The 13,582-nt window shown below is 71.2% G+C and carries 19 protein-coding genes; 8 read left to right on the top strand and 11 right to left on the bottom strand.

All coding sequences use genetic code 11. The features are described from left to right. Window positions 1–26 precede the first annotated feature (26 nt). Entirely contained in the window at window positions 27–695 is a 669-nt protein-coding gene (gene npdG / locus P1K31_RS09410) for an NADPH-dependent F420 reductase (protein ID WP_276303075.1), read from the top strand. A 142-nt stretch (window positions 696–837) separates the two neighbouring features. Here npdG and P1K31_RS09405 read toward each other — a convergent pair whose 3' ends face one another. Beyond that, the gene (locus tag P1K31_RS09405; protein ID WP_276303074.1) at window positions 838–1,107 is read right to left on the bottom strand and encodes a thioredoxin family protein; all 270 of its coding nucleotides are present in this window, start codon (window positions 1,105–1,107) and stop codon (window positions 838–840) included. 100 nt (window positions 1,108–1,207) lie between these two features. On the opposite strand from P1K31_RS09405, the gene P1K31_RS09400 reads away from it, so the two are divergent. The 4 genes from P1K31_RS09400 to hisE all read left to right on the top strand — a co-directional run bounded on the left by P1K31_RS09400 (window position 1,208) and on the right by hisE (window position 3,186). Beyond that, complete coding sequence (locus P1K31_RS09400) at window positions 1,208–1,366, top strand: preprotein translocase subunit Sec61beta (protein WP_276303073.1); 159 nt, start codon at window positions 1,208–1,210, stop codon at window positions 1,364–1,366. Window positions 1,367–1,800: 434 nt separating this feature from the next. Then, on the top strand, window positions 1,801–2,397 hold the full coding sequence (pdxT, locus tag P1K31_RS09395) for a pyridoxal 5'-phosphate synthase glutaminase subunit PdxT (protein ID WP_276303072.1): 597 nt from the start codon (window positions 1,801–1,803) through the stop codon (window positions 2,395–2,397). 61 nt (window positions 2,398–2,458) lie between these two features. Beyond that, window positions 2,459–2,902, top strand: coding sequence for a bifunctional nuclease family protein (locus P1K31_RS09390; protein WP_276303071.1), 444 nt, complete (start codon window positions 2,459–2,461; stop codon window positions 2,900–2,902). After that, window positions 2,899–3,186: a phosphoribosyl-ATP diphosphatase gene (hisE, locus tag P1K31_RS09385; RefSeq protein ID WP_276303070.1), complete on the top strand. Its 288-nt coding sequence runs from the start codon at window positions 2,899–2,901 to the stop codon at window positions 3,184–3,186. The genes P1K31_RS09390 and hisE overlap by 4 nt, the downstream gene beginning before the upstream one ends. A 46-nt stretch (window positions 3,187–3,232) precedes the next feature. On the opposite strand, the gene P1K31_RS09380 is transcribed toward hisE, so the two are convergent. After that, window positions 3,233–3,547 carry an ASCH domain-containing protein gene (locus P1K31_RS09380; RefSeq protein WP_276303069.1) on the bottom strand — a complete coding sequence of 105 codons (315 nt, stop codon included), beginning with the start codon at window positions 3,545–3,547 and terminating at the stop codon, window positions 3,233–3,235. Window positions 3,548–3,588: 41 nt separating this feature from the next. Next, the gene (locus P1K31_RS09375; RefSeq protein WP_276303068.1) at window positions 3,589–3,948 is read right to left on the bottom strand and encodes a DUF5518 domain-containing protein; all 360 of its coding nucleotides are present in this window, start codon (window positions 3,946–3,948) and stop codon (window positions 3,589–3,591) included. A 90-nt stretch (window positions 3,949–4,038) separates the two neighbouring features. Here P1K31_RS09375 and P1K31_RS09370 point away from each other — a divergent pair, with 90 nt between their 5' ends. Then, entirely contained in the window at window positions 4,039–5,025 is a 987-nt protein-coding gene (locus P1K31_RS09370) for an NOG1 family protein (protein WP_276303067.1), read from the top strand. A gap of 58 nt (window positions 5,026–5,083) precedes the next feature. On the opposite strand, the gene P1K31_RS09365 is transcribed toward P1K31_RS09370, so the two are convergent. Genes P1K31_RS09365 through P1K31_RS09350 form a run of 4 tightly spaced genes read right to left on the bottom strand, consistent with a single transcriptional unit; the run spans window position 5,084 to window position 8,393 of the window. Next, window positions 5,084–5,821, bottom strand: a complete 738-nt coding sequence (locus P1K31_RS09365) for an SIMPL domain-containing protein (protein WP_276303066.1) — start codon at window positions 5,819–5,821, stop codon at window positions 5,084–5,086. Between the two features lie 37 nt (window positions 5,822–5,858). Next, complete coding sequence (locus P1K31_RS09360; RefSeq protein WP_276303065.1) at window positions 5,859–7,178, bottom strand: TIGR00341 family protein; 1,320 nt, start codon at window positions 7,176–7,178, stop codon at window positions 5,859–5,861. 47 nt (window positions 7,179–7,225) lie between these two features. Beyond that, window positions 7,226–7,942 (bottom strand): 5-formyltetrahydrofolate cyclo-ligase, encoded by a 717-nt coding sequence (locus P1K31_RS09355; RefSeq protein WP_276303064.1) that lies wholly within the window; start codon window positions 7,940–7,942, stop codon window positions 7,226–7,228. 49 nt (window positions 7,943–7,991) lie between these two features. Beyond that, window positions 7,992–8,393 carry a DUF5518 domain-containing protein gene (locus tag P1K31_RS09350; RefSeq protein ID WP_276303063.1) on the bottom strand — a complete coding sequence of 134 codons (402 nt, stop codon included), beginning with the start codon at window positions 8,391–8,393 and terminating at the stop codon, window positions 7,992–7,994. Between the two features lie 173 nt (window positions 8,394–8,566). Between P1K31_RS09350 and engB the strand changes: the two genes are divergently transcribed. Next, window positions 8,567–9,184 carry a GTP-binding protein EngB gene (gene engB / locus P1K31_RS09345; RefSeq protein WP_276303062.1) on the top strand — a complete coding sequence of 206 codons (618 nt, stop codon included), beginning with the start codon at window positions 8,567–8,569 and terminating at the stop codon, window positions 9,182–9,184. Window positions 9,185–9,677: 493 nt separating this feature from the next. On the opposite strand, the gene P1K31_RS09340 is transcribed toward engB, so the two are convergent. From P1K31_RS09340 to dcd, 3 genes are all read right to left on the bottom strand, one after another. Next, the gene (locus P1K31_RS09340) at window positions 9,678–10,346 is read right to left on the bottom strand and encodes a class I SAM-dependent methyltransferase (RefSeq protein ID WP_276303061.1); all 669 of its coding nucleotides are present in this window, start codon (window positions 10,344–10,346) and stop codon (window positions 9,678–9,680) included. Continuing rightward, a complete protein-coding gene (locus P1K31_RS09335; protein WP_276303060.1) occupies window positions 10,343–11,239 on the bottom strand; it encodes a thiamine-phosphate synthase family protein in 897 nt (298 codons plus the stop codon). The genes P1K31_RS09340 and P1K31_RS09335 overlap by 4 nt, the downstream gene beginning before the upstream one ends. Window positions 11,240–11,311: 72 nt before the next feature. Further along, window positions 11,312–11,899, bottom strand: coding sequence for a dCTP deaminase (dcd, locus tag P1K31_RS09330; protein ID WP_276303059.1), 588 nt, complete (start codon window positions 11,897–11,899; stop codon window positions 11,312–11,314). Between the two features lie 144 nt (window positions 11,900–12,043). Here dcd and pth2 point away from each other — a divergent pair, with 144 nt between their 5' ends. Further along, the gene (gene pth2, locus P1K31_RS09325) at window positions 12,044–12,382 is read left to right on the top strand and encodes a peptidyl-tRNA hydrolase Pth2 (protein ID WP_276305732.1); all 339 of its coding nucleotides are present in this window, start codon (window positions 12,044–12,046) and stop codon (window positions 12,380–12,382) included. Here pth2 and P1K31_RS09320 read toward each other — a convergent pair whose 3' ends face one another. Next, on the bottom strand, window positions 12,383–13,462 hold the full coding sequence (locus tag P1K31_RS09320; protein WP_276303058.1) for an NADH:flavin oxidoreductase/NADH oxidase: 1,080 nt from the start codon (window positions 13,460–13,462) through the stop codon (window positions 12,383–12,385). Window positions 13,463–13,582 lie beyond the last annotated feature (120 nt).

Genomic DNA, 13,582 nt, shown 5'->3' with positions numbered 1-13,582 from the left:
AATCGTCCCTCGTCCGACTCCCGGGTATGCGAATCGCACTCTGCGGCGGTACCGGCGACATCGGCGAGGCGCTCGCGCTCCGCTGGGCGTACGACACCGACCACGAGATCCTGATCGGCTCGCGCGACCCCGAGCGCGCCCGTGGGAAGGCCGAGGAGTACGTGACCGAACTCGACAGCCGCGGCGTCGAGGCGGACGTGAAGGGCTTCGCGAACGAGATGGCCGCCGACCGCGCGGACGTGGTGGTCGTCGCGGTCCCCGCGTACCACCTGGTCGACACCGTCGAGGCCATCGGCGACCGGCTCGACCCCGACACCGTCCTCGTCACGCCCGCCGTGGGGATGAAGCGCGACGATTCGGGGCTGCACTACAACCCACCCAGCGCGGGCAGCGTGGCGGCGCTCTGTGCCGACGCCGCCCCCGACGACGTGTCGGTCGTCGGGGCGTTCCACAACCTCGCCGCGGGCAGGTTCGCCGACCTGGACGCCGAGGTCGAGTGGGACACGCTCGTCTTCGGCGACGACGCGGACGCCAAGGACATCGTCACGCTGCTCGCCGACGAGATCGAGGGACTGCGCCCGCTCGACGCGGGCGGCCTCGCCAACGCGGGCGAGGTGGAGGCGCTGACGCCCCTGCTCATCAACGTCGCGATGCACAACGAGGGCATGAACGACCTCGGCGTCCGCTTCCAGTAGCGACGCCGCCTCGTACCGCGCAGTAGGGGGGACGCCGCCGGCGCGTCCGAATTACCGTCGAGGGTGCTAATCGGCTGCTCGGCTCCCCGGCTCCTCGGCCGTGATCGCTCTCGGAGAACGCGACTGCGGTTCGCTCTCCGTCCTATGCGCCCGCGGATTCGAGGGCGTCCTCGATGTCCTCGCGCTGGGTGACGCCGACGAAGCGCTCGACGACGCCGTCGTCGTTCTCGATGATGAGCGTCGGGAGCGAGCGGACCTGGTACTCGTTGGCGACGTCCTGCTCCTCGTCGACGTTTACCTTCTCGACCTCGAAGCGGCCGTTCCAGTCCTCCGCTAGGTCCTCCAGGATCGGGTCCTGGGTCTTACACGGGCCGCACCAGTCTGCGTAGAAATCTTTGAGGGTGACAGTCATCGGTCCACCCTCGCTTACCCGTTGACCGGAATAAGAGTTTCCACTGCTCGGGGTGTCGGTAGTCGAAAAGGTTACGGGGATACCGACCCGAAAGGGGACCATGAGCCGTGGCCAGAACTCCGGCGGTCTGATGTCGAGCGCCGGACTCGTCCGCTATTTCGACTCCGAGGACCGCAACGCCCCCCAGATCGACCCTCGCACTGTCGTCGCCTTCGGCGTCCTGTTCGGACTGCTGGTGATGGTGCTGAACGTCGTCTGAACCACCACGTTTTGCTGCGCTCGTTCGCGCGCCTACGGCGCGCTCACTCGCTGGCAAAACCTGGACTAAAACCCTCCTTCACCCCCTCGTCGCGCCTCCGGCGCTCCTCGGGGGTTCCGTCGGTCCGCTCGCTCCCTCCGGTCACTCGCGGGTGCCGCGCTGGTGGTGGTGGTGAACTTGGGTCATCCGCCTCGTCCGTACGTTTATATCGGAGCACGGGACCAGCGTCCGTGTGACCTGACTTCGGTCGCGGGGCGCTCGCGGTCGTGCGACGCCACGCCCCGCGCCCCGCCCGCGGCGTCGCCTGCACGCCCACTCGTCCGCTCGCCCACCCTCCACCGCGGGAAGCCCCCGAGCCCTCGCGCCGGGTGACGCCGACGAGGCGTTCGACTCGGAGCGCGCCGCTTTTCACCGCGACGTCCGTATCCCTCTCCATGACACTCATCGCCGGCGTCGTCGCCGTCCAGGGCGACGTCTCCGAGCACGCCGACGCGATCCGTCGCGCGGCGGCGGCCCACGGCGAGACCGCCGAGGTCCGCGAGATCCGGACGGCGGGAATCGTCCCCGAGTGCGACGTCCTGCTCGTGCCGGGCGGCGAGTCGACGACCATCTCGCGGCTCCTCCGCTCGCAGGGGATCGACGAGGAGATCCGGGAGCACGTCGCGGCCGGGAGGCCCCTGCTGGCGACGTGCGCGGGACTCATCGTCGCCAGTTCGGACGCGAAGGACGACCGCGTGCGGACGCTCGACCTCGTCGACGTGACCGTCGATCGGAACGCGTTCGGCCGACAGGTTGACAGCTTCGAGGCCCCGCTCGACGTGGCCGGTCTCGACGATCCCTTTCCGGCGGTGTTCATCCGCGCGCCGCTCATCGACGAGGTGGGCGAGGGCGTCGAGGTGCTCGCCGAGTGGGAGGGTCGCCCCGTCGCGGTGCGCGACGGGGCGGTCGTCGCCACGTCCTTCCACCCCGAACTGACGCCCGACTCCCGCGTTCACCGCCTCGCCTTCTTCGAGGCCCTCCCGGCCCGGTGACGGCGCTCGTTCGCCCGCTCCATCCCGCAGACGTTTTGCGCGGGGCGCTCGTCCGGCAGGTATGAACGCGTTCATCGAGGCGGTTCGCGTCGCCGGCACGCCTCAGGGACCGGCACCGGTCGTCCTTCTCGGTGCCGAGGGCACCGTCGACGTGCTCCCGATCGTCATCGGGTTCGACGAGGCGGCCAGCATCGCGCGCGGCCTCGACGCGATCGACATCGGTCGACCGCTCACCCACGACCTCCTGCTCGACGTCGTAGAGGAGTTGGGCGGGCGGGTCGACCGCGTCCACGTCTCGGAGGTGCGCGACGAGACGTACATCGCGGACCTCTACCTGAACACGCCCCGGAACGACGTGATCGTGGACGCCCGTCCCAGCGACGCGCTGGCGCTCGCCGCCCGCACCGACTGTCCGATCACCGTCGACGAGACGGTGTTCGAGGACGGCGGCGAACCCCTCGACCGGTTCGACGACCTCGACGACATCCGCGAGGTGGTCCAGTGAGCGACGACGTGCTCCGGGAGCTATTCGACGTCATCGAGAGCAGGCGGGAGACGCTTCCCGAGGGGTCCTACACGGCGTCGCTGTTCACCCACGAGAAGGGCGAGAACGCCGTCCTCGAGAAGCTGGGCGAGGAGACGACCGAACTCGTCCTCGCCGCGAAGGACGACGACCGCGAGGAGATCGCCCACGAGAGCGCGGACATCGTCTACCACCTGCTCGTCCTGCTCTCGATGAAGGGAATGGAGTTGGACGACCTGCTCGCCGAGCTGGAGTCGCGGCGATAGGCGGGCCGACCGTCGGCGGTAGCGGAGCCGATCGCCGCCGCGGCGCTCAGACCGCCTCGAAGCGGTGGCGTACGACCTCGGCCTCGTCGTCCCACTCGAAGCGGTCGCGGTGGACGCGCTCCATCCGCTCCCTGTACGCGGCCAGGTCCTCCGATCCCTCGGCGCGGGCGTCCTCGTCCGTGAGGTCGCCGAGCGTCCGGTGCTCGACGGCCGTCACCTCGAACGTCTCGCCGTCGATCTCGAACGTGTCTCCCTCCTCGGCGTACTGGTCGCCGCGGTGGATCTGCACGAGTTCGCCGTCCTCGGCCAGTTCCCGCAGGCGCTCGTTCGGCAGGAGTACCTCGGGGTCTATCGTCGCCATGTCGGACGGTCGCACCGGACGGTGTAAAGCGTACGCCCTGCTCACGACAGCGCCGCGCCGAGCGCCCCGCCGACCGCGGAGGGGAGCGACAGCAGCAGCCAGATGACGACGACGAGCGCCGTCACGCCGAGGCCGGCGAGCAGGCCCTCGGAACCGCCCGCGAGACCGAGCACCGCGGTGCCGCCGACCCCGACGATTAGGGCGACGACGAGCCCGCCGAACGCCCCGGCGAGCAGCCCGTGCCACGCGCCGTTGCCGACGCCGCCCTTCGCGATGTAGCCCGCGACGAACCCGCCGACGACGGCCGCGGTGAGCTGACCGAGGACCGGGACGACCAGGCCGACGATGCCGAGGACCAGTTCGACGCCGAACCCGACGAGGACGGCGCGCCAGTTGACCATGGCCGGGATACGTCCTCGCGGGGTAAAGCGCTGATCCCTCTCCCCGCGCACAAGGAACGTGCTTTTGCGTGCTCGTCCGGTACGGAGGGTATGACCTACGAAGACCTCCCCACCGTACCGCGGGCGGAGGAACTCGTCGACAAGGCGTTCTCGCGGGCGGCGCGGGCGGGCCGCGCGAAGTCGGGCGCGGAGGCCCAGCGGTCGATGCTGCAGACCGCGGGCAACATCCTCTCGGACAACCTCCAGAACGTGACCACCTCCTGGCCCGACTTCGACCGCGTCGATCCGTTCTACCGCGAACTCGCCGACGCCGTCGTCCCGGCCCACGGCGACTGCCCGGGCGGCGTCGACGGTCTCCGTACACACCTCTCGGAGGTGATGTGGGCCGGGCGGCAGGCCGGGCACATCCGCGACGAGTACCAGTCGAAGCTGCGCGGCGTCGACGCCGACCTCGCGCGCAAGCACCGAAAGCAGGCGTTCGCCCGCCTCGCCGACGTCACGCGCGAGGTCTCTGAGGATCTCGAAGCCCTCGGCGAGGCCCGGGACACGCTGAAGACGCTGCCCGACATCCGCGCCGACCAGCCGACGATCGTCGTCGCGGGCTACCCGAACGTCGGGAAGTCCACGTTCGTCAACCGCGTGACGAACGCGAGAAACGAGGTGGCATCCTACCCGTTCACCACGAAGCAGGTCCGCGTGGGCCACGTCGAGCGCGACCACGTCCGTTACCAGCTCATCGACACGCCGGGGCTGCTCGACCGCCCCGAGGCCGAGCGCAACGGCATCGAGCGCCAGGCCGTCAGCGCACTGCGGCACCTCGCCGACTGCATCCTCGTCTTCGTCGACGCGAGCGCGGAGTGCGGCTATCCGGTCGAGGTGCAACTCGCCCTGCGCGACGAGCTGGCGGACCGCTTCGCCGACATCCCCGTCCTCACCGTCTGTACGAAGGCCGACCGGTCGCGCGACCTCGACGCCGACGCCTACGTCAGTGTCACGGAGGAGGAGGGCGTCGAGGAACTGCTCGACGCGGCGGTCGAGGCGGTGGACTACGAGATCGAACTCCCGTTCGAGGGGTAGTCGCTCCTCGCGAGGAGCGACTACCGACTACTGAACCACCGATCGCCGGTCGTCGGAGCTACTCCTCGATCGCGTAGGCGACCGTCACGGTCGCCGTCACCGACGCGCGACCGGGATCGAACCGCGTCCCTCCGCCCGCGTCGCCGCTCGCCGCCTCGGCGTACACCGGGTACGGGCCGCCGCGGTCCGTCGTCGAGACCGACTCGATCCCGCCGAGCGTCAGGTCGCCCGCCGCCGCGACGGCCTCGGCGTCGCCTCGCGCGCGATCCATCGCCCGCTCGATGGCCTGCCCGCGGAGTTCCTCGCGGCGCTCCTCGGAGAGCGTGAACCGGACCGACGAGACGCGCGCCGCTCCGTTCTCGACCGCCGTGTCGACGACCGATCCGGCGGCGTCCACGTCGGACAGCGTGACGCGGTAGGTGTGGACGGCGCGGTGGCCGACGACCTCGCGCCGCTCGCCGCCGCGGTCGTACTCCGCGCCGAGCGAGTAGCCGACCGTCTCGACGGCGTCGTCGGGGATCCCGGCCGCGCGGAGCGCGTCCCGCATCCGCGCGGCGGCCTCGGCCGCCCGTTCGCGCGCCTCGTCGGCGCTGTCGGCGGTTCCCACGACCGCGAGGTGAAGCTCCGCCCGGTCGGGAGCGGCCTCGACCGTGCCGGTGCCCGTCACGGTGACGGCGTCGCGTTCGTTCTCGCTCGGCGGGGCGTCCGCCCCCGGCGCCGCGGTGCCGAGGCATCCCGCGGTGACGAGCAGGAGCGCGAGCGCCCCCGCCAGTGTGACCTTCGTTCTCGATCGCATGTGTGAGGGAAGCTGACGCTCGCGCCCGGCATCACCTTCACGAAGCCTCAAACGCCGGTTTGATGCTCGCCCGGGTGACCTCGACGTAGCGCACCTCGACGGCCAGGTCGGTCCCTGTCTGGCGACGGATGCGGCGGTCGATGCGCTCGGCGAGGTCGTCCGGCCGTTCGCCGGGCGGCGCGCCGACGGTGACGACGACTTCCGTCGGTTCGTCCAGGAACAGGCCGCCGCGGTCCGTCTCGATGCTCGTCTCGAGGAGGACCACCGGGGAGTCCGTCTCCGCGACGGCGGCGTCGACCTGCGCGTTTATCGCCTCCTTCGTCTTCGCGGTCTGGTAGCTGTCGTAGGTGACGCCGCCGAGGAACACCGAGAGGACGGCGATGGCGAACAGGAGCGCCGCGACGCGCTTCGCCGTCGCGCTCCGCGCCTCCTCCCGCCGGAAGAACTGCTCGGGGCGGTAGCCCGAGTACCAGAGCACGACGAGGGCCGCGAGGTTGATAGAGAGGACGTTCACGAGCACGAGCACGCTGGAGGAGAGCGCCACCCCGGGGATGCCGTAGGCCACGCCGATGCCGACGGTCGCGGCGGGCGGGATGAGCGCGACGGCGATCATCACGCCGACGAGCGCGGTGGAGACGCCCGTACGGAGGCTCAGCGCGCCGGCCGTTCCCGCCCCGAGGGCGACCGCGAGCGAGAGGAAGTCCGGCGCGATGCGCTCGCGCACCTGCGGGATCGTCGTCGGGTCGACGCTCGGCGGGACGAGGTTGGTCCACCGGACGAGCAGGGCGAACGCGGCCGCGGAGAGGACCGACAGCCCGAGCCCGAGAAACTGCATGCGGACGCCGCGGATCCAGAGCTCGCGGTCGTCGACGACCGTCCCCACGCTCGCGGCCATCGCGGGCCCGATGAGCGGCGCGATCACCATCGACCCGACGACCGTGGCGGGCGAGTCGAGCAGCAGCCCAGCGGTGGCGATGACGGCGCTGATGACCGTCAGCGCCACGTAGATGCCCGGTTTGCTGGCGAGGTCGTTCGCGCGCGTCAGTAGCTCCTCCCGGGCGATCCGGTCCTCGGAGCCGCCGTCCTCCTCGTACGATTCCTCGAGGGCGTCGAACCGCTCCGAGACGACCGTCGTCGCGTCGGTGACGACGGTGTAGGAGCGTTCGTCGATACCGACGCCACGCAGGCGCGCGAGGACGTCCTCGACCGCGCTCGTGGGGACGGGAAAGGAGACGACTGCGTCGTACTCACGACCCGACGTCTCGTCGCTCACGACGTAGTCGATCCCCTCGTCGTCGAGCGCGCCGAGTACCGTCTCCCGCTTCGCGGTCGGGAGCGCGATCTGTACGAGTCGCACGAGTGGCCCGTCTCGTCCCGACGAGAAATAGCTGCCCCCGACGTCGGCTACCGGCGGAGCCGTCGCAGGACGGGGATCTCCTCGACGCGCTCGTCGTCGAGCAGCCCCCAGTCGATCCCGCCGGGCTTCGTCGCGTCCGTCGAAGCGGCGCGGATCACCCGCCCCGGGGTGGCGATCAGGTCGAGGGGGACGTCGTGGGCGTCCGCCGTCGCGTCCCAGTCCCCGACCTGCGCCTCGTGGACGGTCGTCGCCAGCGGCGTCCCGTCGTCCACCGCGCCGAGTTCCCGCAGGATCGCGTACTCGAGGTCGCTGTAGCCCTCGCCCTTGCCGATCCGGACGCCCGCCTCCGAGACCGCCACGCTCCCGGCGACGACGAGGTCGATCTCGGGGAGCGCGTCCGGGCCGACCCGGACGCCGAGCTCAGAGGAGCCCTTGATGGTGGACGCGTGGTCGTAGTCATCGATGCGGGCCGGGTCGAGTTCGACGAAGCACTCCTCATCGCGCAGGCGAGGGACGGCCATGTAGACGGTCTTACCGGCCGCGAGCGCGCGCTTCCTGACCGGACGCTGCGGCGAGTCGGGGTTCGCCTTGAGCACCGCCGCGCGCTTCCACTCGGGCGTCCCGAACAGCCGTTCGGCGGCGCGCTCGGCTCCGACGAAGTTGGGAATGCGCCCCCGCGGCGGGAACGGGAACCGGGCGAAGTCGCCCTCCTCGAATCGCGTCCAGACCGCGTCGCGCACGGCTGCCTTGCTCGCGTCCTCCATGGCTCACGCTCGTCGGGCGGGTACAAAAAAGTCGAATCCGTCGAGGCGCTCAGGCGGTCGGCCGGCCGGTCATGCGGGTCTCGGAGCGACCCTTGGCCCACGCGCCGATGGCACCGCCGACCGCGCCGGGAATGGCCGCGACGACGAGGAGCACGATCCCGGCGACGAAGATACCGACGCCAAGGAGTCCGGCGGCGAGCGTCCCGATGAGGGTCAGGATGACGAGCGCGACGAGCGCGCCGACGATCGTCGCCACGCCGCCGTTGAGCGCCCCGTTTCCGAGCGAGCCGCCCGCCACGTATCCCGCGACGAGCCCGCCGATGACGCCGGTGAGACCGTACCCGACGGCCGGGAGGCTCATGTCCGTGAAGGGGACGACCGCTCCGCTGAGGAGCCCGACGATCACAGTCGCTACGAACCCGTATATCACTGCACGTACGTTCAGTTTCATACCGATACAATATCCGTCACGAACGAATATAACGATTTTTTACCACCTTCGAGACGATATCGGCCCGATGGACGTCCGATTTTTCGGCCGGTCGATGGATCGCGCGGCGCGTTTCGCCCCGTCGTCCGATTGCGACCCGGCGGGTTTTTGCTCGCCGCTCGGGTATCGCGGGTATGTTCGACTCCCGTCCCGACCGCGACGCCGAGGTGGTGTTCGTCGGGCGCTCGAACGTCGGTAAATCGACGCTCATGCGCCAGTTGACCGGACACCAGTTCTCGACCGGCGGGAAGCCCGGCGTCACGCGCCGGCCCAACCACTACGACTGGGCCCCGGAGAGCTTCGTCCTCACGGACCTCCCCGGTTTCGGCTTCATGGAGGGCGTCCCCGAGGAGCGCCGCGAGCGAATCAAGACCGACATCGTCCGCTACCTCGAAACCCACGCCGATGATATCCTCGTCGGCGTGCTCGTCGTGGACGGCAAGAGCGTCGTGGACATCATCGACCGCCACGCGGAGCGCGGCGAGATCCCTCACGACGTCGAGCTGTTTCACTTCCTCGAGGAGCTCGGCATCCCGCCGGTCGTCGCCGTGAACAAGATGGACAAGGTCGACGACCGCGACGAACGGCTGAACGAACTCTGCGAGCGCCTCGGCCTCCTCCCGCCCTGGCAGCAGTGGCGGGACACGATCGCCCCCATCTCCGCCAAGCGCGGGAACGTCGACGCGCTGACGGACGCCGTCCGCACCCACCTCCACGAGGCGAAGCGCGACGACCTGCTCAAGTTCTTCTAGAACCACCAGCTTTTGCTGCGGTCGCTCGCTTCGCTCGCTTCCCGGCAAAAGCTGGAGCAAAACCCTCCTCACCCCCTCGCTTCGCTCGGGGGGTCGTCACCGGAACGCGCCGCGTTCCGGTCGGCTCACGAGAGCCCTACTCCCGTGAACGTCGGTCCGCTCGCTCGGCCGTCGGCCTCACTCACGGCCGGCGCTGCCGGCCGTTCGCGTTGTCCGCGCTCCTCGCGGGTGCCGCGCTGGTGCCGGTGGTGATGATCGGGGCGTTCGGGCTGCTCGCACGCTCCGCACCTTTATAACTGAGAACGGGACCAGGGTCCCCGTGCGCTGACTCTCGACGCGGGGTGCTCGCGGTTGTGCGACGCCACGCCCCGCGAACCGGATCTCTCCCGCGGCGTCGCCTGCTTGCCCCACCGGTTCTGCGTTCGCGCAGCGTGCCTCCACCCGTTCGGCGACCGGCGAGCGCCGCGAGCGGAGGTGTCGAGGAACGGGGCGCTCACTCGACCCGGCCGCTCGTGACGCCGACGAACCCCAGGGCGCGCTCCTCGTGGCGGCGGTCCGCGGTCCGGGCGGCGAGGGCGTCGCGCGCCGCCCGGACCCGCTCGTCGAGGCGACGGCGTGCGCGCCCCCCGGCGAGCGCCTGCTGTACCGATCCGGCGAGCGCGTCGGCCGGCGCGCCCGCACCCACGAACGCGCCGAAGGCGGGGTTGAGGAGCGAGCCGACCGGGTGGGCGCTGCTCGTCGCGTCCAGGAGGGCGACCCGGCCGGACGCGAGGTCACACCAGCCGTCGACGGCGGCGGCCGGATCGGCGAGCAACCCGACGACGAACGACCCGAGGACGGCGTCGGCGCGACCGATCGGCGGTCGAGCGGCGTCCGCCTGCGCGAGGTGGACGTTCGCCCACCCCTCGGCGCGGACGCGCGTCCGGGCGTACCGCAGCAGCGGGCGGGTGAGGTCGACGCCGACCACCGTCCCCTCCGGTCCGACGCGCTCGCGCAGGTGGCGGAGGTTCGCGCCCGTCCCGCAGCCCATCTCGACGACGGTGTCGCCGGGATCGAGGTCGAGCGCGTCCGCGGCGACGGCGCGCCAGCGGGCGACGCCGGGGGCGGTGGCGATGGCGTCGTACAGCGCCGCGTAGCGCCCGTAGAACGCGCGGACGCTCATCGGAGATCGCGGACGCGCTCGGCGGCCGTCGCGGCGTCGGGCGCGAGCACGTAGGCGATCGGTTCGATGCCGAACCCTCCCGTCTGATAGAGGACGTCCACGTCGGGGTCGTCGGTCAGCGCGGCCTCAACGGCGGCGTCGAGATCGCCCTCGGCGTCGAACTCGCGGACAGTCAACCCCCGCTCCTCGGCGCGGGCGACGAGGGCGGGGTCGTAGCGGACGTTCAGCGCACCGCGCGCGTCGCTGCCGCCGGCCCGGGCCGCGAGCAGGACGCCAGCGACGTGCTCGCTGACGCCGAACTCGGGCTCACCGGGGACGGTCGCCCGCCCCTTGATGTCGAGGATGCGCCCCGGGACGGCGGCCACGTCGTCGATGTCGTCCGCCTCGGGGAGGCACTCGACGAGGTTCGACCCGACCGCGGGGATGAGCGCGGCGAACCCGCTCGCGTTCGAGAGAATACGGAGGCCGCGCCGGATCGAAGCCAGCGCGCGCTCGGCCTCCCGGAGCCCGCTGTCGGCGTCGTGGACGGCGAAGTCGCCGTCGTACTCCGCGAGTTCGGGCATCGCCTGCTCGTGGAGCGTCGCGAGCAGGTCGCCCCGCTCCAGCCGCCGGATGAGCACCTCCGTCTCGACGAGCGCCTGCACGCGGCTCATCTCTCCGGCGGCGAGACCCTCGCCGAGGCGGGCGACGAGAGCGCGCACGCGCTCGTCTGCGAGCACCTCCTCGCGGCGGTCGATGTCGCCGTGGGCGTACTTCGAGACGGCGCTCTGACTGATGCCGAGCAGCGTCGCCACCTCGTTCTGCGTGAGCCCCCGTCCACGGAGGTCCTCGGCGAGCATCGAGCGGAACGTCGGCAGGAAGTCGTCGACGACCACCTCCTCGATGAAGCGCATCTTACTGGTCGCCCCCGACCTCCAGTCGCTCGTGGTCGAGATTCGCGCTCCTCGCGTTCACTCGTGATCGCTTCATTGGTCGCCCCCGAACTCCCTGTCGCCGCCGATCCGCGACGCCTGCGGTCCGGCCTGGTCCTGGTACTTCGAGCCGCGCCCGCTCCCGTAGGGTCGCTCGGCGGCCGACGTCAGCTCCGTGAACGTGAGCTGCGAGACGCGCATCCCCGGCGTCAGCGCGACGGGCGCGCTGCCGAGGTTCGACAGTTCCAGGGTGATCTGCCCGCGGTAACCGGGATCGCAGAGTCCGGCGGTGGCGTGGACGACCACCGCGAGCCGCCCCAGCGAGGATCGCCCCTCGACGTGCGCGATGAGGTCCGGCGGGATCTCGACGCGCTCCTCGGTCGTGCCGAGGACGAAGTCCCCGGGGTGGAGGATGAACTCCTCCCCCTCGTCCACGACCGTCTCCGTGACGTATTCGGAGACCTCCCGCTCGCTGTTCGGGTGGATGCAGGGGATGTTCGTCCGCCGGAACTCGAGGAACTCCCGACCCAGCCGGAGGTCGACGCTCGCGGGCTGGATCTGGATGTCGGGATCGTCGAGCGGCTCGATGACGAGGTCTCCCGCCTCGAGCCGTTCGAGGATGTCCGCGTCGGCGAGTATCATTGGATGTATCAGCGCCCGACGGACGCTAAAACCTCCCGGTCGGCTCCCACGGTGGCGGGGGGACGTCCGGGTGACGGCCGCCCGCCGCGAGTCGCCGGGGGTCGCCAGCGCTTTCACCCCCACCCGCCATGCCCGCGTATGGGCATGAAGCAGGCCATCGTCGCCCGCACGGACATCGGCATGGGGACTGGCAAGCTCGCCGCACAGGTCGCCCACGCCTCGCTCGAGGCCTACGAGTCGGCCGGGCCGGACGCGCGACGGGAGTGGAAGTCGGGGGGAAAGAAGAAGATCGTCCTGCAGGCGGGCGGGGAGCGCGAGCTGTTCGAACTCGCCGAGCAGGCCCGTCGCGAGGGCCTCCCACACGCCGTCATCCGCGACGCCGGCCACACGCAGCTCGATCCGGGAACCGTGACGACGCTCGCGGTCGGTCCGGCCCCGGAGAACCTCGTGGACCGCGTGACGGGCGACCTCTCGCTGTTCTAATCAGAACCCGCGGCGGTACTGCACGGGGACGCGCGCGTCGTCCATCCGGCCGAGCGCGTCCGCGGCGTGGAGGGTGAAGTACGGGTCGCGGAGGTGCTCTCGGCCGACGATGGCGAGGTCGGCCCGCCCGTTGCGGATCACCTCGTCCGCCCCCTCGGGCGTCGTGATCTTCCCGACCGCGCCGACGGCGACGTCGTTCGCCTCGCGGACGGCCTCCGCGAGGGGCGTCTGGTAGTGCGGACCGGTGTCGGGGAGCCCCTGGTCGGGATGGACGCCGCCCGCGCTCACGTCGATCAGGTCCGCGCCGATCTCCGCGAGGTCGCCCGCCAGCCTGACGGTGTCGTCGACGGTCCAGGACTCCCGGTCGGGCAGCCAGTCGGTCGCGGAGAGGCGGACGAAGACGGGCTTCTCGTCGGGCCACACCTCGCGGACGGCGGCGGTGACCTCTCGCACGAGCCGCGTCCGCCCGCCGAAGTCGCCGCCGTAGTCGTCCTCGCGGGCGTTCGTGACCGGCGAGTAGAACTCGTGGAGGAGGTAGCCGTGCGCGCCGTGGACCTCCGCGATCTCGAAGCCCGCCTCGAGGGCGAACTCGGCGGCCTCCCGGAAGGCGTCGATGACGCCCTCGATCCCCGCCTGGTCGAGCGCCTCCGTCGCGAGCGGCTCGTCGTGGGGCCACGGCTCGTCGGTCGGGCCGACGGGCGTCCAGCCGTCGTCACCGTGGACGGGGCCGTAGCCGTCGGCGGGCGGGTAGGTGGAGGCCTTCCGGCCCGCGTGGGCGAGCTGGATCGCGGGCACCGACCCCTGCGAGCGGACGAACCCCGTGATCGGCGCGAGCGCGTCGGCGTGCGCCCGACTCCAGATCCCGAGGTCGTTCGGTGAGATGCGCCCCCGCGGCTCGACGGCCGCCGCCTCGCTCATCACGATCCCCGCGCCGCCGACGGCGCGCGAGCCGAGGTGAACGCGGTGCCACTCCGTCGCCAGCCCGACGGGCTGGCAGGAGTACTGACACATGGGCGATACCATCACGCGGTTGGGGATCTCCGTGCCGCGCAGCGACAGCGGCGTGAACAGGTCCGACATCGACCGGGGTTCGGGGCGGTACCCGAAAGCCCCGTCGAAGCCAGCAGGCGCTTCCTCCCTCCGTTCCCTTCCCTCCTCACGGTGTCGAGCGCGGCGAGGGGGACGCGGAGGATGTCAATA

Source organism: Halomarina halobia (genome assembly GCF_029338575.1).
Classification (GTDB): domain Archaea; phylum Halobacteriota; class Halobacteria; order Halobacteriales; family Haloarculaceae; genus Halomarina; species Halomarina halobia.
Note: the sequence above shows the minus strand (reverse complement) of the source record. Positions and strands in the feature narration are given on the sequence as shown.